The following is a 23,514-nucleotide window of genomic DNA, read 5'->3' as shown; positions in this document are numbered from 1 at the left end:
ACGATGAAGGGCATCCTTGCTGAACGCATGTTGCGCCGTTTGCGGTTCACTTTGATCCATCGCACGATGCGGTTTCCGAAGTCCTATTTCGCCACCACCAGTCAGGGTGAGCTGGTGTCGATGATCACCTCTGAGGCCGAACCGATGGGTGGCCTGATGGGCGACGCGATCGCGCAGCCGGTGTTCCAGTTCGGGCAGATGATGACCATCGTCACGTTCCTGTTCATGCAGAGCGTCTGGTTCGGCCTTGCCAGTGTGGCTCTGATCCCTCTACAGGCCTGGCTGATTCCAAAGTTGCAACGCCAGATCAACCTGCTGAACAAGGAACGTATTCAAGAGGTCCGCAACCTCAGTTCAGAAATTGGCGAAAGTGCGGCTGGGATCAGCGATCTGCGCACCAATGGCGGCTGGCGGTATCGGCAGGCGCAGTTCAGTCATCGTTTGGGGCTTTTGTTCGAGATCCGGTTCAAGATCTACAACAAAAAGTTCTTCATGAAGTTCCTCAACAACCTGATTACGCAGATGACGCCGTTTCTGTTCTATTCGGTAGGCGGCTATCTGGCGATCACGGGTGAGGTGACGGTCGGTGCGCTGGTTGCTGCACTTGGGGCCTATAAGGATCTGAGCGGCCCGTGGAAGGACCTGCTGACCTACTACAATCAGGTACAGGACATGTCCCTGCGGTGGGAGGTCGTGACCGAACGCTTTGCGCCTTCAAACATGATCCCTGAAAATCTGTTCGTGGGTGAGCCCGAGACTATTCCGCATCTGACGGGCGATATCGAGTTGCGAAACGTCACCGTGCGCGATGATGACGGCAAGACCATTCTGGAAGATATCGACCTGACCATACCCAAGGGTGCGCGGGTCGCCATCCAATCGACCCATGCCGCGGAACGAAATGCGCTGGCGCAGGTCCTGACCCGCGAAGTCCTGCCGGTGCAGGGCGACGTGATCATGGCGGGCCACAATCTGAAAGACCTGCATCAGGTCGTGATTGCGGCCCGGATCGGCTATGCCTATTCGCGGCCCTATCTGTTCGACGGCACGCTGGGCGACAATCTGTTGATGCCCCTGCGTCCGCATCCTCAGCATGAGGCCGATGCCGCCGTGGCGCCGACTCGCTGGCAAATCGAAGCTGCCCGCGCCGGAAACCCGACGGATTCGCTGACGGATGAATGGATTGATCCGGGGCTTGCCGGTCTGGACGATGTTGATGACATTCGCGCCTGGTGGTTCCAACTGGTCGAAGCGATGGGTACTGACGAACTTATGCTGCGCCGTACCCTGCGCACACAATTTGATCCCATTTTGCATCCCGATCTGGCGCAGGACGTGGTCAACCTGCGGGGGACGATTGCGGAAAAGCTGCAGGAAAAAGGGCTGGACCAACACGTTTACCGGTTCGACCCGGATCGTTTTAACCCGGCTGTTCCTTTGGGGGGTAACCTGCTCTATGCGACCCCGTCTCGGGATATCACGCCCGAGTCTATGGCGGATGATCGGCGGTTCAAGAACATGCTTGGGATGCATGATCTTGCCGATGACGCTATGTCCATGGCCAGCGCCGTGATGGAAACATTGGATCAGGCCTTTGGTCGCGACGGCACCGATCACCCGCTGTTCCTGCGTCTGGGGATGTCCAAGGACATGTATCACCGTCTGCTCGACATCAAGGATCGGCGTAAGTCGAGAGGAGACAACGGAATTTCCGAGGATGAGCGCGCGTTGCTGCTGACGCTGCCGTTCCTGCTGACGGCTGAGCAGATTGGCCCGGACTTCCCCGAGGAATACAAGGACAAGATTCTGTCAATCCGCAAGGATCAGGCCGAACGGCTGCGTGGGGCGCTGGATGGTATGTTCGTGCCGCTGTCGCCCGACAGCTACATCCCGCGCCTGACGGTGATGGAGAATGCGATTTATGGCCGGGTGTCCCTGATGGCCGGAGCCCATGCCGATGAGATCGAAGATGTCGTTGCTCAGGCCGTGAACGAGGCGGGCCTGCGCCGTCGGGCCGCGTCGACCTTGTACGATCTGCCGACCGGGCTGGGCGGAAACAACCTGCCAACCGTGTTTCAAGAGCGCGCGGCGTTTTCCCGCGCGGGGATCAAACGTCCCGATATCCTGATCCTCGACAAGGCATTGGCCAGCCACGATTCTCAAAGCCGTTTGCGTACGCGTCTGCGGCTGCGAGAATTGCTGCCCGACTCGATCATGATCTTCATGGAGGATCATTTTTCCCACCCTGAGGCCTATGACTTGTTCATCGAGATCAAGGATGGTCGGATTGACGGTGTCTCGCGCACCCAAACCCACCACGAAGACGGGGCCTCGGCTGATCTGAGTCGCAAGCTGCAGATCATATCCTCGACCGAGCTGTTTTCGGGGCTGGATGCGCGCAATCAGCGGCTGCTGGCCTTTTCGGCACAATGGTACGAGGCTGCGTCGGGGCAGATGATCTTTTCCCGTGGGCAAGCACCCGACGCGGCGTATCTGTGCATCAAGGGGAAGGCCAATCTGGACTGGACCGATGAGAGCGGTGGCACGCGCACTATATCGATCATTGAACCCGGTCGGTTGATCGGCGATCTGTCAATTATCACCGGCGATGTCCGTCAATTGGATCTGACAGCGGCCACAGATTGTACGTTCCTGCGCATCGGAGCAGAGGAATTGCGCGCTGTGATCGAAAGCGATGCGTCGGTCGCGGTTCAGTTGCTGCAAACCGTTGCCGGGTATCTGACCACGCTGTCCACCAGGATCAACACCATCCAGCATGCATCTGAGGTGTTCCCTGAAATCCCGCAATCCATCGAAGGTGAAAGCTCTGGCAACAATGCCTGACCCGAACGCATATGCCGCCCATGAGGGGCTTGTGGGCGACGCGCGCGCCCGGCCCGAACTGTGGCGCCTCGCGGCGGGTCTGGGTATTGTCCTTGTTCTCTATGTGACGTTGAACGCAGTGTTGTTTGCCTTTATCGGGCAATTGCTTCAACCAGATCAGGCGCAGGATCTCTTGCACGGAACCTCAACGTCGGCCGCTTTGATTCTGCTGCTGAGTTTCGGTTTCCTGACGCTGGGCGTGGCTATCGCCGCCCGTCAAATGCAGCACCGGTCTCTGGCCGCGATCCTTGGCCCGCGCCGCCTGTTATTGCAACAATTCTGGATGGTCCTGCGTGCCTTGGTGATTCTGGGCCTGATCATGGCGGCCCTGCCACCCTATGGTATGGGTGAGACGTTGACGCAAAACCTGGCCCTGTCCACATGGTTGCTTTTGCTGCCAGTGTCGGTGATTGCGGTCCTGATTCAGACCAGCGCCGAAGAAGTGCTGTTTCGCGGCTATATCCAGCAATGCTTGGCGGCTAGATTCCGATCTCCGGCGATCTGGATGGGAGTACCTTCGGTACTGTTCGCAGCAGGGCATTATGCGCCCGGTGTCACCGGCGAGAATGCCCTGCTGGTGGCCATTTGGGCGTGTATTTTCGGCCTGCTGGCGGCGGATTTGACCGCAAGGTCGGGAACATTAGGACCTGCTATTGCATTGCATTTTCTGAACAATGCGGTCGCGCTTCTGTTCATTTCGCTGCCTGAAACGTTAAGCGGGTTGGCATTGTATCTGCTGCCTTACGACATGTCCGAAACCGGCTCGTTACGGCAATGGCTGTTCGTTGATTTTGCGGTAATGACTGTCAGCTGGTTAACTGCACGTCTTGCGCTCAGGCGTTGATTGCATTTCTTTCCGTTGCGTCTTATTTGACGTCAATGCCGCAAAACAAGGTTCCGACATGAACTGGATCACAAACTACGTCCGTCCCCGGATCAATTCGATCTTCTCGCGCCGGGAAGTGCCCGAAAACCTTTGGCACAAGTGCGATGAATGCGGCACGATGCTGTTCCACCGCGAGCTTGCGGAAAACCAGAATGTATGCACCCAATGTGATCACCACATGGCGATCACCCCGCGGGACCGTTTCGCACACCTGTTTGACGGTGGTATTTTCACCGAGGTCGAAGTTCCCGCACCAACAGCTGACCCGCTGCAATTCCGGGACCAGAAGAAATACCCGGATCGCATGAAAGCAGCCCAGAAAAAGACCGGCGAGTCTGAGGCAATGCTGGTTGCTCGGGGCGAAATCGGGCGCACCCCGATTGTGGCTGCCGCACAGGACTTCTCGTTCATGGGTGGATCGATGGGCATGTATGTCGGCAACGCCATCATCGCCGCCGCACAAGAGGCGGTAAAATTGAAGCGCCCGTTGATTCTGTTCTCAGCCGCAGGCGGCGCACGGATGCAAGAAGGTATCCTCAGCCTGATGCAGATGCCGCGTACAACCGTGGCCGTTGAGATGCTGAAAGAGGCGAACCTGCCCTATATTGTCGTGTTGACGCACCCTACTACTGGTGGCGTGACCGCGTCTTATGCGATGCTGGGTGATGTTCATATTTCGGAACCCAATGCGCTGATCTGCTTTGCAGGGCCGCGTGTGATTGAACAGACCATCCGTGAAAAGCTGCCCGAAGGGTTCCAGCGCGCGGAATACCTGCTGGATCATGGCATGTTGGACCGTGTGACCAAGCGGACCGAGATGCGTGAGGAACTGATCACCATTACCCGGATGCTGATGAACCAGCCGCCAGCAGTCAAAGGCGATTTGCCCGCGCCCCAGCCCGAAGAGGCCAAGGCCGAAACCCCAGCCGAGGAAACGGTCGAAGAATGACCAGCCCGACATCTGACGTCATCCTCGACCGGATGATGGCGCTGCATCCCAAGATCATTGACCTGACCTTGGATCGTGTCTGGCGTTTGCTGGCAGCTTTGGACAATCCGCAGGTCAAGCTGCCACCGGTGATCCATATCGCCGGAACCAATGGCAAGGGCTCGACCCAGGCGATGATCCGTGCCGGGTTGGAGGGCGCGGGGCTGTCAGTCCACGCCTACACCTCGCCCCACCTCGCGCGGTTTCACGAACGCATCCGATTGGCCGGAGAGCTGATTTCGGAACCCGCTTTGACCGCCGTTCTGGATGAATGCTACGCTGCCAATGATGGCGAAAACATCACTTATTTTGAGATCACGACCTGCGCGGCCCTGCTGGCTTTTGCACGGACGCAGGCAGATTACACGCTGCTTGAGGTCGGCTTGGGTGGCCGTCTGGATGCCACGAATGTCATACACGAACCGGCCGTAACGGTGATCACGCCAGTTTCGATCGACCACGAACAGTTTTTGGGAGATACGCTGGGCAAGATCGCAGCCGAAAAGGCGGGCATCATCAAACCTAGTGTGCCCTGTATCGTCGGCCCGCAACAGGACGAGGCGCTTGAGGTCATAGAATACACCGCCGCACGCCTGGGTGCGCCGCTGCTGGTCCACGGTCAGCACTGGCATGTGCATGAGGAAAACGGGCGCCTGATCTATCAGGACGAAACCGGGTTGCGTGACCTGCCATTGCCCAACCTGCTGGGTGCGCATCAGATGCAGAACGCTGGTGCTGCGCTGGCCGTTCTACGGCACCTTGATCTGGGCGACGACGCCTACGAGGCCGCAGTGACCCGTGCCGAATGGCCCGCTCGTATGCAGCGCCTGAAAACCGGTCCCCTGGTCGAGGCTGCGCCACAAGCTGAACTGTGGTTGGATGGTGGCCACAATGCCGCCGCGGGAGTGGCGCTGGCGGATATTCTGGCCAAACTGCCAGAGCGCCCGACGCATATGATCTGCGGAATGCTCAACACTAAAGACGTGACGGGTTACCTCGCACCGCTCGCGAAACAGGCACAAAGCCTGACCGCAGTATCGATCCCTGGTGAGGCCGCAACGCTGAGTGCCGAAGACACGGCTGCTGCCGCGGCTAAAGTCAACCTATCCGCCACAACCGCCGACAGTGTTGCCGACGCTTTGAAAGCAATTGTCGGGGAAAACCCACAAGCCCGCGTTCTGATCTGCGGCTCGCTGTATCTGGCGGGAAACATCTTGCGCGAAAACGGCTAAATTCTCTGCCCACAGGGGCTTCATCTGGCCAAAAATACCTCGGGGGAGCCACGCAAAGCGCGGCGGGGGCAGAGCCCCTTATTTCCCCCAGTCCTGATCCTGCATTTCCCGCAGTCGCGAGGCAGTGCGTTCAAACTCGAACGTCCCTTCGCCTTCGACATACAACATCTCGGGCTCAGCCGCGGCGGAACAGATCAACCGAACCTTGGCCTCGTACAAGGCGTCAATCAATGTGACGAACCGTTTGGCTTCGTTGAAGTTGTTGCGCGACAGGCGCGGGATGTCCTCTAGCACCAGAACCTTCAACTCATCTGCAATTGCCAGGTAATCCGCCGGTCCTAACATGCGACCACACAAATCGTAGAACGTGGCCCGGGCAACTCCGTTCCGAAAGGCCGGCAGCTCGACCGACCGGCCTTTGACGTGCAAGACTAGCGGTTCCGCGGCACCGCCTGACAGATCGGTCCAGACGTCACGAATGTTCTGCCGTGCCTCGGGTCCGATTGGGGTGAAGTATACCGGTGCGCCCTCCAGCCGGTTTTGGCGGTAATCTGTGGGGGATACCAGCTCCCACACCTGAAGCTGTTCCTTGATGCGGGCGATGAAAGGCAGGAACAACTGCCTATTCAGCCCGTCCTTGTACAAATCGTCAGGGTGCCGGTTTGACGTGGTCACAACCACAACGCCGCCTTCATAAAGCAGGTCGAACAGACGCCCGACGATCATGGCATCGGTGATATCGATAATCTGCATCTCGTCAAAAGCAAGCAGCCTGACCGAATTCACGACCTCTTTCGCCACCGGAGCCAAGGCATCCTCGACCCCATCCTGACGGGCTTTGTGCATACCAGCATGAATTTCCTGCATGAACGCATGAAAATGCACTCGACGTGCGGGAATATCCTCCAGCGCATCGACAAACATATCCATCAACATGGATTTCCCGCGCCCCACGCCGCCCCAAAGATACAACCCCTTGGGCGGGGGCGGAGCCTTGCGGAACAACCCGCGTTTAACCGGGGCGGACAGCGCCGCGCGGATACGTTCGAAATGGGGTAGGACGGCCTCTTGCGCATCGTCCCGGGTCAGGCTGCCCTCGGCAATGCGGGCGTTGTAAATCGAAATCAGATCCGTCATGGATTCGAGCCATAGCGCCCGCGTTGAGCCTTGAAAAGCGGCCATTTCCCACGACCCATCAAATTTCCTTATCCGTGACCGCAAATCTGCTGATTTGACCGACTGCTCAAATCCACTACCGTCCGTCGAACCAATACCCCCGAGGTCCCTATGTCGCATTCTACGCGCCTGCTGAATCCGATCCTGATCGTAGGATGTATTATCATCACGGTCAGCTTTGCCGTGCGGGCGTCGTTCGGAGTGTTCCAGATTCCAATTGCCACTGAGTTTGGTTGGCTACGCACCGATTTCTCGCTGGCCATCGCGATCCAGAACCTGGCCTGGGGGATTGGACAGCCGATCTTTGCTGCAATGGCTGAAAAGATTGGCGACCGAAAAGCCATCATTCTTGGCGCGTTGACCTATGCGGCTGGTATGGTTCTGTCGGCTTGGTCTGTAACGCCGTTTGGTCATCAAATGTATGCGTGGCTGGTTGGATTTGGCATCGCGGGCACGGGTTTTGGTGTCGTACTGGCGGTGGTCGGGCGTGCGTCGTCCGACAAGAACCGCTCGATGTCTTTGGCGATTGTCACGGCGGCGGGCAGTTTCGGACAGGTGATTGGCGCACCGACGGCGGAATGGTTGCTGAGCTTCCTAGCTTGGCAACAGGTATTCCTTGTCTTTGCGGCCGCGATCCTGGGCCTAGTACTAACGCTGCCTTTCATGCGCGCGCAGCAACCGGTCAGTAAGGCCGAACTGGAAGAGAGCATGAGCCAGATTCTGAGCCGTGCGTTCCGCGACCCTTCTTATGCGATGATTTTTCTGGGGTTCTTCAGCTGCGGCTATCAACTGGCGTTCATCACCGCCCATTTCCCAGCCTTCGTGACCGAGATGTGCGGCCCGATCCAACCCGGTGGCGTGCTGCATTCGCTGGGCATCACCACCACCTCGGCCCTGGGGGCTGTGGCAATCTCGCTGGTGGGGCTGGCGAATATTGGTGGCACCTTACTGGCCGGTTGGGCCGGTAATCACTTCCCCAAGAAATACCTGCTGGCGTCGATCTATACCGCCCGCACATTGGCGGCTGCGGTCTTTATCCTCATGCCGATTACACCAATGTCGGTCATCGTATTTTCGATTGTCATGGGCTCGCTCTGGCTGGCGACTGTGCCTCTGACCTCGGGTCTTGTCGCGCATCTGTACGGGCTGCGCTATATGGGTACTCTTTACGGTTTCATCTTCCTCAGCCACCAGATTGGCGGTTTCCTGGGCGTCTGGCTGGGCGGGCGCATGTATGACGTCTATGGCGATTACACGATGGTCTGGTGGATTGGCGTAGCCGTTGGCGCCTTCAGCGCTATAGTTCACCTGCCCATTCGAGAAAACCGCAGCGGAACGGCGGTTCCGGCCTGATCTACTTGGCCTCGTCCGGGGTCAACAGACCTTCGGCCACCAACCTTTCCGCCCAGCCCTGAGGGCCAGTGAAGTGATGCGTCTGCCAGCCCCGCGCGCGTGCCGTTTCGATGTTGTCGATCCGGTCATCGGCAAACAGCAAACTGCTGGGCGGTAGACCACAGTCATCCTCGACCATCTCATAAATCGGGGCGTGCGGCTTGACCGCTTTCATCCGGCCCGAGACATATTGCCGGTCAAATTCGTTCAGGAACGGATAAATCGTGGTGGCATAGTCGAAATTCTGCACCCCAAAATTAGTGAGCGCGAAAACCGGGATTTTCTTTGCACGCAAAGCCCGTTGCAGGCGAACGGAATGCGGGATTTCCGGCGTGGCCAATTCGATCCACTTGTCATGCCACAAGCGGATTTCGTCGCGCCATTCGGGGTATTTCTCAGCCCAATCATAGATCGTATCGGTAAAATGGTGGCCCTGATCAACCAGATCGTTCATCCCGTGCAGATCAACCTCGGCAAACATGGCGCGGCGGCGGTCTTCTCCGATGGCCTTGTCATAGTAACGCTCTGGCTGCCATTCGATCAGAACATTTCCAATGTCGAAAATTACGGCTTCAATCGGCATATTACGCCCCTGTCAAATCAATCTCTGCTTGCGCCCGACTGAACCAATCCCGGGCAGGACTTTCAAGTCGGAACCGCAGCGCGCAGCGCTGCCCGGCCCAACGGGAGAAGGCGCATCAATGATGCGTGGCCGACCGGCGGGAGAGTTACCGGCGTCGCGCTGCGCGCAGTTCACGTTCTAACGCATCCAGAAACCGCGATCGGTCCGCCTTGCCAAAAGGTTTGCCTCCGCCACCAGCCCCCAGCGGATTGGCTGCCCGCAGGTCGGCCATCAGATCGCGCATGGCTAGCTGCTGGCCGATATTGGCTGCCGTAAACGCTTCACCATTTGGGCGCAGCACGCGTGCCCCGGCTTCAACGCATTTGGCGGCCAAAGGGATATCCGAGGTCACCACCACATCCCCAGGCCCACAACGCTCGGCGATCCACTTGTCCGCCTCGTCCGCACCTTCCGCAACGATGACGACCTGCACCAATGGATTGGCCGATGGCCGCAACCCACCATTCGAGACCAACGCCATCGGCACCTTGTGGCGTGTCGCCACCCGCTCGGCCTCGGCCTTAACAGGACAGGCATCGCCATCGACATACAGGGTGGTCACGCCTTCTTGGCCTGTTTCTTGGCGGGTTCTGCGGGTTTCTTGCGCACCTTGAACTCTTCGGGGATCGGCATCCGGTTGAACGCGTCCAGACCGGCGATCTTGTAGGCTTCGGCCAAGGTCGGGTAGTTGAACGTGTTCTGCACGAAGTAGTCCACCGTGCCTTTCAGGTTCAGCACCGCCTGCGCGATATGGATTAACTCAGTCGCCCCTTCGCCCACGATCTGCACGCCCAGCACCCGGCGGGTTTTCAGCGAGAACAGCATTTTCAGCATGCCATGCTCCAACCCCATGATATGCCCGCGTGAGGTTTCGCGGAACCGCGCCACACCAACCTCATATGGGATGCCGCGTTCCTCCAATTCTTCCTCGGACATACCGCAGGTTGAAATCTCGGGCACCGAATAGATGCCATAGGGATACCAAGGGCTTTCTGGCAGGGTGGGGGTGTCCAACGCATGACAGGCCGCCACACGGCCCTGTTGCAACGAGGTTGAGGCCAACGACGGGTGCCCGATCACATCGCCGGTGGCATAGATATGCGGCACAGTGGTCTGATAGGTTTTGCGGTCCACCTTGATGCGGTTGCGATGGTCCGTCTCCAAACCAACTGAGTTCAAATTCAGCGCCGAGGTCGCACCCATGCGCCCGGCCGCAAACAGCAGCATTTCAGCACGGACATGGCGGCCATTATCCAGTGTGACTTCGACATGATCCCCTGTGTCCTCGATCTTTTCCACGGCAGAGCCCAGCCGCAGATCGACGCCGTTTTCGCGAATTTGATGGGTGAAATCGTGGATCAACCGCTTGTCGATGAAATCAAGGAAGGTTTCGCGCGGCTCGATCAGAGTCACGCGCACATCCAGTGCCGAGAACATCGTGGCATATTCAACGCCGATTACCCCCGCGCCGATCACGACAAGCGAGCGCGGAATCTCGGCCATTTCCAGAAAGTCATCGCCGTCGACCACGGTTTTGCCGTTAAAGGGCACGTAATCCGGGCGGTAGGTTTTGGTCCCGGTGGCGATCAGGAACTTGGCTGCAGTCAGGCGTGTGGTTTCACCGGCATCAGTGGCGACCTCAATCTCATGGGGGCCGACGAACCTGGCCAGACCGTTCAGGGTTTCCACGTGGTTGCGGTTGAACTGATGTTCCAGCACGTCAACCTCGTGATCCAGCGTCATGTGCAGACGCGCCTTGAGGTCTTCGGCGCGGATTTGATCCTTGACCCGGTAAGACCGGCCATAAAAACTGCGCTCGCGCCAGCCGGACAGGTTTAGCACCGTTTCGCGCAAGGTTTTCGAGGGGATTGTGCCGGTATGAACCGACACGCCGCCAAATCGGTCTTTGCGGTCAATCACCAGCACACGACGTTTCAGTTTGCCCGCCTGGATTGCCGCAGAACGCCCTGATGGCCCTGACCCGATGATGATCAGGTCATAGTCAAATTTGCTCATCCGTCAGTCCCCGTACAGCGCTTCGGCGTGGAAGGTGATGTGGTCTTCCATGAAGGTCGATACAAAGAAATACGAGTGATCATAGCCCGGCTGTAAACGATAGGTTGCCTGCTGGCGTCGTTCCGCGATGGCTGTCGCCAGCGCCTCGGGACGCAGTAGGTCGATGAACTGATCATTTGCACCGGTGTCGATCAGGATCGGTCCGTCAAAGCCAACCTCTTTCATCATCAGCGAGGCATCGTGCTTGGCCCAAGTGGCTTCGTCATTACCCAGATAGGCGCTCAGCTGTTTGCGCCCCCAATCCGCGCCGGTCGGGTTCGAAATCGGCGCGAAGGCCGAAACCGACCGAAACCGACCTGGCAAGTTCATCGCCAGGGTCAGCGCCCCGTGGCCACCCATTGAATGACCAGTGATCGCTTGACGATCCATGTCGATGGCGAAGTTTTCTGCCAACAGGTTCGGCAGTTCCTCGGCCACGTAGTTCCACATGTTAAAATGCGGTGCCCATGGGGTTTGTGTTGCATTCACATAGAACCCGGCACCCTGGCCCAGATCATAGTCATCGTGATCGGCCACGCCTTCACCCCGTGGAGAGGTGTCGGGGAATACAACGGCAATGCCTTGTTCGGCTGCCCAGGCCTGCGCACCAGCCTTGGTCATGGCGTTTTCGTGGGTGCAGGTCAGGCCAGACAGATACCACAGGACGGGAACCGGGCCGTCCTTTGCTTCGGCAGGTAGAAACAGACCAAAGGTCATGTCGCATTGGCAGGCTGGCGACGCATGGCGGTAGACGCCCTGCACGCCACCGAAACAGGCGTTTTCCGAAAGGGTTTCCATCTGGCAGAGTCCTTAAATTTAGATCGCGTTATGGCTAACGATCCAAGGACGCCACGTAAAGGCCGCACGACTTCGGCGCGCGTTTTTTTGAATGCTTTGGCTCATAGCGTCCCAACCCAGGCGATGACCACCGGCACGGTCAGGATACTGACCGCAGTCGACAGCAAGATCGCTGCTGAGGCCCGGTGCGGGGCCACACGGTAGTGGGCTGCCAGCATGTAAACATTTCCGGCCACCGGTAGCGCCGCTGCCGCAATTGCGACCGTGGCGGAAAAGGCATCGACGGGCATCAACCACAGCAGCACCACGGCCACACAAGCCGGGTGAATGACCAACTTGCAAAAACTCAGCCATGCCGCAACCTGAATGCGTTCGGCGGACTTGGACGCCAAAGAGGCCCCAATTGCAAACAAAGCCCCCGGTGTGGCCGCCCCGCCCAGAATGGTCAGAAAATCATTGAGTGCCGCCGGAACCGGCATTTCCAAAGCCGACCACAGAAGCCCTGCGGAAATCGAAACGATCATTGGGTTCTTCAACAATCCCAACCCAATCAGGCACAACGTTGCCGGGGTCAGCCGTCCGTCGCGCCCCGCGTTGATCAAAATCACGATCAAGGACGAAAACACCACCAGATCAACGGTCAGAACCAGCATGACCGGCCCAATGGCGGCCTCGGACAACAACAGCGCCAGCATCGGTAGTCCCAGAAAGCCGACATTTCCGATGGCGGCACATTGGGCCTCGACCGCCGCGGTAGGAATATCAAGCCTGCGAACCCAGGCCACTCCAGTTGCCAGACCATACACGGCGAGAGTTCCCAGCAGATAGCCCGCCATCAGCCGACCGTTGAAAATGTCGGCAAAGGGCAGGGTGGCGGCAAAGCGAAACAGCATCGCCGACAGTGCGAAATAGAACACGAACTTTGTCAGATAGGCTGTCGCGTCTTCGGTGAAAAAGCGGCTGCGCCCGGCCCAGTATCCCAGGCCGATGATTGCAAAAAAAGGAAGCGTGCGCAGAAATATTTCGACCATGCCCAAAGTGTTAGCATCGTTTGACCGCGCAGCAAGCCTTGAACGACAACGACCGGAAGCCGCGGGTTTGCGGGGCAAAACATTCAGAATTCACATTCCGTTACGCAACGGGACAACGCGAATCGTTGTATCTGTACTGATCGGTTTATAGTTTGAGGGGAACACGAACCCTAGGAGAGCTCATGACTCAGACAGCCGCCATCCTTCGCACGGGCCGCAAATTCGATCAGGTTTTGCGCGGAGCCCGAGAAGTTTTCATGGCGGATGGGTTCGAAGGTGCCAGCGTCGATGACATCGCGCGGGCGGCGGGCGTGTCCAAGGCGACGCTCTACAGCTATTTCCCTGACAAGCGTCTGCTGTTCATGGAAGTCGCCCAGACCGAATGCAAGCGTATGGCTGAAAGAGTCATTTCGATGATCGACGACTCCAAACCTGCGCGCGAAGTGTTGACGATCACGGCGACGCAGCTAACCGCATTTCTAGTGTCCGATTTCGCGCAGCAGGTATTTCGTATCTGCGTGGCCGAGCGGGATCGGTTCCCTGAATTGGGCCAAGCGTTTTACGAATCCGGACCTCAGAATGGCCAGCGTCATATGGTCGAATATTTGGAAAAGGCCGTTCAAAAAGGCGAATTGGTAATCGAAGATGTTCAGATTGCAGCCGAACAGTTCTCAGAACTGTGCAAGGTTCGCTTCTGGACCAAAGCCGCGTTGGGCATCCAGACCAATTTCAAACAATCCGAGATTGATGAGATCGCGTTGCACGCAGTGGACATGTTCATGGCGCGTTACGGCGTCTGACACTTAAGCACGCATTGATACTGGTTGGATCGGGACAACGATCTCAGAAATGCCTGCGCCCAAATCGCGGGCGCAGGCAGCCGTAATCACTCGATAAAGGTCTTGGCCAACCGATCGCTGATGGGTTGCGACAGGTAGCTTATGACGGCGCGTTCGCCGGTATTGACGAACAAATCTGCGGGCATGCCGGGCACCAGTTCCAATGCGGCCACGTCTCGCGGTTGTTCGGCATTCAGCTTTACCCGCGCCTTGTAATAGGCTTCGCCGGTGCGTTCGTCCTCAAGCGCATCGGCTGAGATGTCGAAGATATGCCCCACAGCTTCGGGCACGTCCGCTTGCGCAAAGGCCGACAGGCGGATGCGCGTGGATTGACCGATCCGCAGCTTGTCAATGTCGCCGGTCTTGACCCGTGCCTCGACGATCAGGGCCTGATCGGCTGGGACGATATCCATGATTGGCGCACCCGGGCGGATCACCCCGCCATTGGTTGACACTTCCAAATTCACAACGCGTCCGCTGGTCGGGGCCAGAACCTGTGTTCGCTTCAGGCGTGCCAGCGTGCCCGCGAATTGCGGTCGAACCAGATCAAGCTGGGCCTCAACAACAGCCAACTCTCCGGCGAGGACCTCATCGCGTAGTTTTTGCTGGCTGAGCAGGGACAGCTCCAACTCTTGCACCTGATCTTCGGCCTGGGCGATCTGGGTGCGCAATGATGCGTCAACGCCAGCCAGCCGTTCCAACTCGATCTGCCGTGCGCTGACCCGCGTGACGGCGACCAGACCCTTATTCAACAGCGTCTCTAAGTTGGACAACTCAACCCGCGTGATCTTGATCTGGTTCCGGGCCGCGCGGCGCTGTTCATCCAGACCCGTGACCTGGTTGCGTAGGCCCGCGATACGTTGCGCGTTGATCTGCGCTTCGGTCCGGCGGGCACGGGCTTCGGCGTCAAATAGTTGTTTCTGGGTCAGGTAGGGCGACACCCAATGCAGGCGGTCCATTCCTTCGCGGAATTCCGCCAGGGCGGTGGTTTCTTCAAATTGGCTCTGCCCGCTCATTTGCGCCAGCAGGCGCGCGCGGCGAACCGACAGCTCACCCAACTGGCTACCCTGAACGCTAAGATCCACGTTAATCTCGGTGCTGTCGAGCTGAACCAGAGGCTGCCCTGCCTGCACAAATTGGCCGTCTGTGACCAGGATCGACTGAATTATGCCGCCGTCCAGATGTTCGACCGTTTTGCGTTGGCCCTCTACCACAAAGGATGCGGGTGCAACCACGGCACCATCGAGTTTCGAGGCAAAGGCCCAATAGGCGCTGCCGCCGACGAATACCGCCAGGGTGAACAGGCCGAACAGGACATAGCGGGCGATGCCAGGGGAACTGTCCGATATCTCTTTCAGCTGCTCCTCGTGAAATCCCACGGCAGTGCGAGGGGCTGAGTATTTGACCAGGTCAGTCATTGGGCCGCTCCTGTGATCTGAGTTTCATCCACTCGACTGGGTGCCGGTTGTGTTGGTTTGTCCAGAACGTTGCGGCGATTGACTTTCAGAACGTCCTGCTTGTCGCCGAATTGGGTTTGATTGCCATTGCGCAACACCATCACCTTGTTCGCCGCCTGCAGCGTGGCTGGGCGATGCGTCATGACAATGGCAATCCCGCCGCGTTCCTGCACGGCCAGCAAAGCATCGCGCAGGGCCTGTTCGCCCTCGGCGTCCAGATCCGAGTTGGGTTCATCCAAAACCAGAACAAACGGATCACCGTATAGCGCACGTGCCAGAGCCAGCCTCTGACGCTGACCGCCGGACAGGAAAAAACCGCGGCCAAGCCTGGTTTCGTACCCGTCGGGCAAACCGCTGACCAGTTCGTGAACCCCTGCTTCGCGCGCTGCACGCAGGACCTCGGCATCGTCGATCGCGGTGGAGAACCGGGCAATGTTTTCGCGGATTGTGCCATCGAACAGCTCGACATCCTGTGGCAGGTATCCGATCTGTTTGCCCAAGTCTTCGGGATTCCATTTCGACATCGGGCTGCCGTCCAGCAGAACCTCGCCCCGTTGCGGATGCCAGATGCCCGCAAGCATCTTGCCCAGCGTGGTCTTGCCCGAACCGCTCTGGCCAATCACTGCCAGAACGTCCCCGGCCGTGAGGCTGAAATCAATCGCCCGGATGGTGGCATTGAGCGCAAGTGGAGGGCCTGCCTGAGCGATGCGGACGTCCATCGATTTGAACGCACGCGGCAAGTTCAGGTTTGGAGGCGCCTCGGCAAAATCTTCGGTCAATTGTTTGATTTTGCTATAGGACCCGCGTGCAGCCAGAAAAGTGCGCCACTGCCCGATCAACTGATCAATCGGAGCAAGCGCGCGGGCCAGAACAATCGTGGCGGCAATCATGACGCCTGCGGTGGACTCGCCGATCACGGCCAGTGCCGCACCCATCCCCAGAACCGCTGATTGCAGGCCCATACGTATGGTCTTGGACAATACGGAAAAGCTGGCCACTCGATCAGCGGCGCGGGTTTTGTGTTGATGCGCGTCAGTTTGCAGCGCGGTCCAGCGGCGTACCAGATCGGATTTCATACCCAGCGCATGGACCAGTTCGGCATTCCTGTCGCTGATCTTGAACAGCGCATCCGACCGCCCTCGTGCCTGCGCGGCCTGCTGCATTGGGCCTCGGGATCGGGCGTTGTTGATCAGCGCCATCAATGTCAAGGTCAGCGCTCCGGCCAGACCCAACAGACCCAGAAACGGGTGCAGCACATAAAGAACCATCAAATAGATTGGTATCCACGGAGCATCGAAAAAGGCGGTCAGGGTGGTGCCGGAAATGAATTCGCGGAACCCGTTCACATCCTCGACCAGGTTTTCGCCTGCCTCAGCTTCTCCATGGACCCGGCGGCGCATGGCGGCCCCCAGGACGGGCGCGCCGACGCTGAGTTCGAACCGGGCGGCCAGGCGGCCCAGAATGCGCATCCGCATCAGGTCGAGGCACGCAATGACGATGAATACCCCCGCCAGCAGCACGGACAAGGCGATCAATGTGTCTATGTTCTGGCTGGTCAAAACCCGGTCATAGACCTGCAGCATGTATAGCGGCCCGGCCAGCATCAAGAGGTTCAGGAACAGGCTGAAGATCGCAACCGCAACAAAGCCTTTGCGCAGCGATCCCCAGGCGGTTTTGACGGGATTGGAATTCTGGAACATCGGATAGCCCTTTCCGGTTTGGCAAGCGGGGCGGCCACAAGACCGCCCCGTTGTGGATCGCTTAGGCGACGAAGTCGTCTTCGGTTAGGTCTGCGCTGTTGATCCCAGCCAGACGGACCGAGCCTTCGTTGCCAAAGGTGATCAGGGTGTCATTGCCATCCTGCGCAACATTCACCGCACCGCCGAAATCGGGTCCGAGGTCGCCGAACTGCAGCTGATCGCGACCGATCTCAAAGTCCTGGATCACGTCATTGCCGAAGTCTTCACCGAACGAGAACGTGTCTCGTCCCAGCCCGCCAATGAGGATGTCATCACCGCCTTCGCCCGAGATCAGGTCTCCGCCCGCGCCACCATTCAGCACGTTGGACAGATCGCTGCCGACGATCACGTCGCCATCATCGGACCCGATGACGTTTTCAATGGACTGCAGCACGTCGGTCTCGAACTGGTTTTCGACAACGTCCTGACCGAGGACACCGGTGCCGCCGGTCGCATTCACATCCAGCGTTGCACCTGCGTCGACCAGCGTGTCCTGCACCACCGGGCCGTTCACGCCCGCCGGAGCATTGTGCAGATGGATCGCCGAAACGGTGCCGGGGATTGGGGTGCCCAGCTCTGCTTCGCTGATGCCAACAACGCTCAGCTCGCTGGAATAGGTGACCTCACCAGTGTTCAGGTTCTGCGTGATGACAACGGTGGCCTCGCCGGTCGCTTCGCTGTTTGACAGCGGCCCTGGTTCCTGGACCGCGTCCAAACCGCCACTCAGGCTAACGGTGCGGATACCGTTTTCGGTCACGTCGCTGTCGACCGATAGCTGCCCGCGGATTTCACCCGCCGGGAACTGGTTGGTGTGGATGTTGTAGTAGAGGTTGCCTTGAACCGCCTGCTCAACAAAACCGGCACCATCGGCAATGTTGGACCCGAACTGATCCGGTGCCGCGACAACCGCATCGGTGACCGAGATGTTGAACCCGGTATCGCGGGTGGCGGTGCCATTGCCGTTGGCGTCCAGACGAACCTCGACTGCAACGTCCAGATCCGAGAAGTCGGCCGTGTCGATGCCGTCTCCACCGTCGATGAAGTCATTGCCCAGACCACCGGTCAGAACATTATCGGCATCGCCGGCAATCAGAACGTCATCACCTGCGCCACCGTCGATGTCACCATTGGTAGTGCCCAGATCGACAAAGATATCGTTGCCATCGCTCAGCAGAACGTCACCGTTGATCACGCCTTCGTCGTCATTGACGATGGTGACGGTGCCTGCGTCCGAGGCGTCGATTGCGTTGACCGTGCCGCGGATTTCACCCTCGTTCAGGACGGCACCAACAAGGTTCAAACCGCCATCAACGCGCAAGCCCGCCGCAGCGTCAGAGTCCTCGGATCCCGCGATCAGACCTTCGTTGACGACCACACCGGCAAAGGACGCGTCATCCTGGCTGGTGAACAGGCGCAAGCCGTCGCCCACCTGGTTGCCCTCTGCGGCGTCTCCGCGGCCTTGCAGCGTGCCTTCGTTGACGACAGCAGACGAGACCACATCCCCAGACACATCGCCGGTTTGCAACGAGACGGCTGAGCCGTTATTGCCTTCGCCCGCGTCAACCAGACCGGTGTTGGTAAAGGTATAGTTGTCGGCGGTACCATCGGCATAAACCGTACCGTTGCGCTGGTTGCCGGTGCCCAGAATGTCACCTTCGTTGATGACCTCGAGCCCTTCTCCGTCAATATTCAGCGCGCGGCTGTCCGAGGTGACAGTACCACGGTTGACGAAGGACCCGCCCGAATGATCGCCTGTGCCAAAGTAGACACCGTTCTGACCACCTGCAAAGACGCCGGTTTCCTCGTTGACCAGTTGGCCTTGGAAATTGACGTTGTTCACAGCGCGGAACGCGCCGACAGTGCCATTTGCACCTTCGGACGAGACCGAACCTGTGTTGGTGATCGTTCCGGTGAACAGAGCAGGGCCAAAGCCGCCGCCTTCCAGCCGGGCGCCTTCCAGCCGGATGCCATCTCCGGCGGTGCCCAGACCAGCGCCTGCATTGCCGCGACCGGCGACGGAGCCTGCGTTGGTCACTTCGACCTCACCATTGCCTTCGGCAGACAGGGAAAGTGAAACGCCAGCGCCTTGTTTGCCTTCGCCCGCATCGATTGAGCCGGTTGCCAGGTTGTTGATCGAGAAATCAGACGCGGTGTCGTCGGCGTAGATCGTGCCGTTGCGCTGATCGCCAGAGCCCAGAATGTCACCGCCATTGACCAGATCAACACCGGAGCCGTCGATATTAACCGCGCGGCTGCCTGATTGGATGGTGCCAAAGTTCAGCACATCCAGATCATGTTCGCCTTCACCGATATAGAGACCGTTGCGAGGACCTTCGATCACACCGGTCGAGGTGTTCAGAATCTCACCTTCGGCATTTGCGCCATTGGCAATGCGAATACCGGCGGCGGTGCCCTGATTGCTTTCGGTCGAAATCAGACCGCTATTGATGATCTCGGTTTCAAGAATGGCACCTTCGGCACCATCATCGATGCGGATGCCGTCTCCGGCCAGACCTGTATTTGCCGCCGCCTGACCGCGGCCCTGAATGGTCGCGCCAAAGCCGTTGAACACGTCGGTTTCCACGCGGTCTCCGACCTCATCACCGACCTGCAGCGAAATACCTGCGCCCTGATTGCCCTCACCGGCGTCAATCGTGGCGCCCGAGAAGTTCGAGATCGAAACATCCTCGGCGGTGCTGTTGGTATAGATCGTGCCGTTGCGCTGATCGCCGGTGCCGATGATGTCGCCAAAGTTGCGGACATCAATGCCCTGACCCTGAATATCAACGGCGCGGCTATCCGATCTGATCACGCCGCCGCGGAAATTATCCAGGCTGCCAGAGCTGTCAGGCCCGGCAAACTGCACCCCGTTAAAATCCCCGGCTATCTCTCCGAAGTTTCGGACAGCGGCGCTGCCGGTCACTTGTACACCGGTGGCCAGAACTTCGGGACCGTTATTTGCCTCGATCCGGCCCGAGGCAAAGTTGAAGATGTCGACATCTTCACCCTGCGCCTGCACGGCAGCCACGGCGTTGTTGGTGACAATCTCACCAAAGTTCAGCAGGCGCGAGAAATCATTTGCCAGCACAAAGGCCGGAGTGTCATCGACAACCGTGCTTTGGAAAAAGTTGTTCAAAAGGGTTTGGCCATCGCGGCTGGTCTCTTGCGCCAATGTGGACGTGGTTAAAAGACGTGCGCGTAAACTTTCCATAAGTTGGGACAGCATGGGGGACTCCATCATGGGTTTGCGTAATGCGGTCCGCCCGCTGGTCTGGGCATTCCACGTAGCAAAGGGGTAGTCACCACCACGGCGCAGCTAAAATTCATCCTTCGAATTGGCGGTATAACCAATGCAAATAGTCACGGATGGCGTGATATCTGGCCACCGTGCCTCGTTTCTTTTCAATTGGTTGCCTGGCATGTCTCCGCAGTGCCCTTCTATTCAATGGCGCGGATTGACGGTTTTGTCAGTGATTGTGATGCCGATTTCCTGCAGCGGCGCGCCGGTTGGCGTATGTAAAGGGCATCCCCAGCAGGATCGGGAAACGGATCACGGGCCCAAAACCATGAATTTCAGAGATTTGGAATATGTGCTTGCCATTGCCAGACACGGCCAGTTCAGTCAGGCGGCTGTGGCCTGCAATGTCTCGCAGCCCGCTTTGTCTAATCAGGTAAAGAAGCTGGAACAGGAATTGGGAACGGATCTGTTCCTGCGCCTGAATAGCGAAGTGCGTCCCACTGCTTGTGGCAATCGCGTGATCGCCATTGCCGAGCGCATCCTGAAAGACGCCCAGAACATCCGCGATACCGCGACTCAGTTTCGCAACCCCGAGGCGGTGCCTTTCAATATCGGTATGACCCCGACACTGGCCCCCTATCTGACGCAGTATTTTTCCGAGCTGTTCAGCGCGCTTTTTCCCAACATGCGTGTCACCATGGTTGAAGATCTGCCACAGAACATGTTGCAAATGGTTGAAGATCACACGCTGGACGTCGCCCTGGTGGCAAAGGTCAACAACAGCGAAGCGCTGGATTTCACCTCGATCTGGTCTGAACCCCTGTTTCTGGCCGTACGCGAGGGCCACCCGCTATGCATGTTGCCATCCATCGCGCCAGAAGATGTGCCGGTGCATGATTTTATCCGGCTTCCCCATAGTTTTGGTTATGAACTGGAAGACCGGCTGCCTGAATCAGACCCCTCGAACCGGGCCAGCAAGCGGTTTGATCTAAGTGCGCTTCGGTTCGAGACGATCTGCCGCCATATCTGCCACTCGGATGATTGCACCATCGTCTCGGCATTGGCGGCGGAACAGTTCAAACGGGACAAGTGGCCTTTGTGCTTTGTCCCGTTCGAAGGCCCCGGCAATCTGCGAAACTTGGGCGCGGCAACGCGTCCGGGCTGTCCCCGCCGACTGCTTTTGGACCGTATCGGTGCCTATATTAATGAACGGCCACCTGTCGGGGTTACGCCCACTTTTTCGCACTGACCGTCAACTGATCTCTTGTATCTTGACCTGCGATGGCCGCCGACACGCTGTCACGTAGCAAGACATGGGCCGTTAGGTCATGGTGATTATCCTCTTGCCCGAACGACCCAAAAGGCCGAACGTGTGGGGGTATCCGCCTTGTTAACGGGTTGCTCAAATTAGCGTGTGCAAGTCAGTTGACAATGGATTTTGTATTTTGGATACATTGGGCAGAGATATCGCGATGACACGAGTCGTCTAGGAATGCTCTGACCACAAAGAGCAACGCGAATGTCTGAATAAATTCATTTCTGGGAGACCCACATGAAACTGAAATTGATGGCCGCAACTGCTGCGATCGCCTTGTCGGCTGCCGCGGCACAGGCAAACACTCTGGTGTATTGCTCTGAAGGATCGCCCGAAGGGTTCGATCCGGCCCTGTTCACCGCCGGGACGACTTTTGATGCGTCTTCGCACCCGATCTACAACCGCCTGCTGGAATTCGAAACCGGAACGACCAACGTCATTCCCGGTCTGGCCGAAAGCGTCGAAGCCAGCGATGACGGTCTGGAGTATACGTTCAAACTGCGTCAGGGCGTCAAGTTCCATTCCAACGACGAATTCACCCCGACCCGTGACTTTAACGCCGATGACGTGATCTTCTCGTTCATGCGTCAGAAGGACGAAGGTCACCCGTTCAATCAGGTGTCCGGCGGCACCTGGGAATACTTCCAGGGTATGGGCATGCCAGATCTGGTCGAGTCCATCGAAAAGGTCGATGACTATACGGTCAAATTCACTCTGACCAAGCCTGAGGCGCCGTTTGTGGCCAATATGGCGATGGATTTCGCCTCGATTCTGTCGGCCGAATATGCCGATGCGATGATGGCAGCAGGAACACCTGAAAAGCTGAACACTGCGCCCATCGGCACTGGTCCGTTCTCGTTCGTGGCCTATCAGAAAGACGCCGTGATCCGCTATGCGCAGAATGCGGACTACTGGAAAGACCCGGCGGACGTGGAAAACCTGATCTTTGCGATCACTCCAGACGCTTCGGTTCGGTACCAAAAGCTGAAGGCTGGCGAATGCCACATCATGCCGTATCCGAACCCGGCTGACATTCAGGCGATGAAGGATGACGGCGACATCAATATGATGGAGCAGGAAGGCCTAAACGTCGGTTATCTGGCGTATAACACCACTATGGAGCCGTTCGACAATCCGAACGTCCGCAAGGCGTTGAACATGGCGATCGACAAAAACGCCATCATCGATGTGGTGTTCCAGGGCTCAGGCCAGGTGGCCAAGAACCCGATCCCGCCAACCATGTGGGGCTATAACGACGCCATCACCGATGATGCCTATGATCCCGAAGCGGCCAAGGCGATGCTGGAAGCCGAAGGTGTTTCCGATCTGTCGATGAAGATCTGGGCGATGCCGGTACAGCGTCCGTACAACCCGAACGCACGCCGCATGGCGGAGTTGATCCAGGCGGATTTTGCTAAGGTCGGTGTGGATGTTGAGATCGTGTCCTATGAATGGGGCGAGTATCTGTCGCGCTCGAAAGAACTGAACCGCGATGGCGCCGTTTTGCTGGGCTGGACCGGTGACAACGGCGATCCAGACAACTTCCTGGCCGTACTTCTGGGCTGTGACGGTCGCGAAGCATCGAACCGTGCACAATGGTGCCACGAACCGTTCGAAGATCTGATCCTGAAAGCCAAGCAAACCACCGATCAGGCTGAACGCACCAAGCTGTATGAAGATGCTCAGGTCGTCTTCAAAGAGCAGGCGCCATGGGCGACCATCGCACACTCGGTCGTTTACATGCCGATGAGCAATAAGGTGCAGGGCTACAAGGTGCACCCGCTGGGTGGCCACATCTTCTATGGCGTGAGCGTCGAATAAATCACCACTCACTGACCGGAGCCGCCCAAATTGGCGGCTCCG

17 protein-coding genes are annotated in these 23,514 nt (G+C 58.2%); 8 read left to right on the top strand and 9 right to left on the bottom strand.

From position 1 onward, the window contains the following. From ACR3EP_RS21350 to ACR3EP_RS21335, 4 genes are all read left to right on the top strand, one after another. The coding region (locus tag ACR3EP_RS21350; RefSeq protein WP_480639354.1) for an ABC transporter transmembrane domain-containing protein at positions 1 to 2,844 on the top strand (2,844 nt) is incomplete at its 5' end. Continuing rightward, positions 2,837 to 3,727 (top strand): CPBP family intramembrane glutamic endopeptidase, encoded by an 891-nt coding sequence (locus ACR3EP_RS21345; RefSeq protein WP_480639353.1) that lies wholly within the window; start codon positions 2,837 to 2,839, stop codon positions 3,725 to 3,727. The genes ACR3EP_RS21350 and ACR3EP_RS21345, both read left to right, overlap by 8 nt. A gap of 58 nt (positions 3,728 to 3,785) precedes the next feature. Then, positions 3,786 to 4,718 (top strand): acetyl-CoA carboxylase, carboxyltransferase subunit beta, encoded by a 933-nt coding sequence (gene accD / locus ACR3EP_RS21340; protein ID WP_170361659.1) that lies wholly within the window; start codon positions 3,786 to 3,788, stop codon positions 4,716 to 4,718. Beyond that, positions 4,715 to 5,989: a bifunctional folylpolyglutamate synthase/dihydrofolate synthase gene (locus ACR3EP_RS21335; protein WP_480639352.1), complete on the top strand. Its 1,275-nt coding sequence runs from the start codon at positions 4,715 to 4,717 to the stop codon at positions 5,987 to 5,989. The genes accD and ACR3EP_RS21335 overlap by 4 nt, the downstream gene beginning before the upstream one ends. Positions 5,990 to 6,067: 78 nt before the next feature. Here the strand turns inward: ACR3EP_RS21335 and zapE are convergent, their stop codons facing one another. After that, positions 6,068 to 7,126 (bottom strand): cell division protein ZapE, encoded by a 1,059-nt coding sequence (zapE, locus tag ACR3EP_RS21330; protein WP_170552182.1) that lies wholly within the window; start codon positions 7,124 to 7,126, stop codon positions 6,068 to 6,070. A 150-nt stretch (positions 7,127 to 7,276) separates the two neighbouring features. Between zapE and ACR3EP_RS21325 the strand changes: the two genes are divergently transcribed. Further along, on the top strand, positions 7,277 to 8,518 hold the full coding sequence (locus ACR3EP_RS21325) for an MFS transporter (protein ID WP_480639351.1): 1,242 nt from the start codon (positions 7,277 to 7,279) through the stop codon (positions 8,516 to 8,518). Between the two features lies 1 nt (position 8,519). Here the strand turns inward: ACR3EP_RS21325 and ACR3EP_RS21320 are convergent, their stop codons facing one another. The 5 genes from ACR3EP_RS21320 to ACR3EP_RS21300 all read right to left on the bottom strand — a co-directional run bounded on the left by ACR3EP_RS21320 (position 8,520) and on the right by ACR3EP_RS21300 (position 13,063). Then, a complete protein-coding gene (locus ACR3EP_RS21320; protein WP_480639350.1) occupies positions 8,520 to 9,140 on the bottom strand; it encodes an HAD family hydrolase in 621 nt (206 codons plus the stop codon). Between the two features lie 145 nt (positions 9,141 to 9,285). Then, a complete protein-coding gene (locus tag ACR3EP_RS21315; protein WP_170350049.1) occupies positions 9,286 to 9,741 on the bottom strand; it encodes a YaiI/YqxD family protein in 456 nt (151 codons plus the stop codon). Beyond that, on the bottom strand, positions 9,738 to 11,195 hold the full coding sequence (gene sthA / locus ACR3EP_RS21310) for a Si-specific NAD(P)(+) transhydrogenase (protein ID WP_170350050.1): 1,458 nt from the start codon (positions 11,193 to 11,195) through the stop codon (positions 9,738 to 9,740). The genes ACR3EP_RS21315 and sthA overlap by 4 nt, the downstream gene beginning before the upstream one ends. Before the next feature lie 3 nt (positions 11,196 to 11,198). Then, a complete protein-coding gene (fghA, locus tag ACR3EP_RS21305; protein WP_170361673.1) occupies positions 11,199 to 12,032 on the bottom strand; it encodes an S-formylglutathione hydrolase in 834 nt (277 codons plus the stop codon). Positions 12,033 to 12,133: 101 nt separating this feature from the next. Then, positions 12,134 to 13,063 (bottom strand): AEC family transporter, encoded by a 930-nt coding sequence (locus ACR3EP_RS21300; RefSeq protein WP_480639349.1) that lies wholly within the window; start codon positions 13,061 to 13,063, stop codon positions 12,134 to 12,136. A gap of 182 nt (positions 13,064 to 13,245) precedes the next feature. On the opposite strand from ACR3EP_RS21300, the gene ACR3EP_RS21295 reads away from it, so the two are divergent. Further along, entirely contained in the window at positions 13,246 to 13,863 is a 618-nt protein-coding gene (locus tag ACR3EP_RS21295) for a TetR/AcrR family transcriptional regulator (protein WP_170350053.1), read from the top strand. Positions 13,864 to 13,949: 86 nt separating this feature from the next. Here the strand turns inward: ACR3EP_RS21295 and ACR3EP_RS21290 are convergent, their stop codons facing one another. From ACR3EP_RS21290 to ACR3EP_RS21280, 3 genes are all read right to left on the bottom strand, one after another. Next, a complete protein-coding gene (locus ACR3EP_RS21290) occupies positions 13,950 to 15,320 on the bottom strand; it encodes an HlyD family type I secretion periplasmic adaptor subunit (protein ID WP_480639348.1) in 1,371 nt (456 codons plus the stop codon). Next, positions 15,317 to 17,059: a type I secretion system permease/ATPase gene (locus tag ACR3EP_RS21285; protein ID WP_480639347.1), complete on the bottom strand. Its 1,743-nt coding sequence runs from the start codon at positions 17,057 to 17,059 to the stop codon at positions 15,317 to 15,319. The genes ACR3EP_RS21290 and ACR3EP_RS21285 overlap by 4 nt, the downstream gene beginning before the upstream one ends. Before the next feature lie 61 nt (positions 17,060 to 17,120). Further along, entirely contained in the window at positions 17,121 to 20,324 is a 3,204-nt protein-coding gene (locus tag ACR3EP_RS21280; protein WP_480639346.1) for a beta strand repeat-containing protein, read from the bottom strand. Positions 20,325 to 20,664: 340 nt separating this feature from the next. Between ACR3EP_RS21280 and ACR3EP_RS21275 the strand changes: the two genes are divergently transcribed. Together ACR3EP_RS21275 and ACR3EP_RS21270 are read left to right on the top strand one after the other, a co-directional pair. Beyond that, the gene (locus ACR3EP_RS21275) at positions 20,665 to 21,585 is read left to right on the top strand and encodes a LysR family transcriptional regulator (protein ID WP_480639345.1); all 921 of its coding nucleotides are present in this window, start codon (positions 20,665 to 20,667) and stop codon (positions 21,583 to 21,585) included. A 303-nt stretch (positions 21,586 to 21,888) separates the two neighbouring features. Continuing rightward, complete coding sequence (locus ACR3EP_RS21270) at positions 21,889 to 23,472, top strand: ABC transporter substrate-binding protein (RefSeq protein WP_170350058.1); 1,584 nt, start codon at positions 21,889 to 21,891, stop codon at positions 23,470 to 23,472. Positions 23,473 to 23,514 lie beyond the last annotated feature (42 nt).

The sequence above is a fragment of the Ruegeria sp. BB10 genome, assembly GCF_056535725.1.
This window is presented reverse-complemented; position numbering and strand designations above follow the sequence as displayed.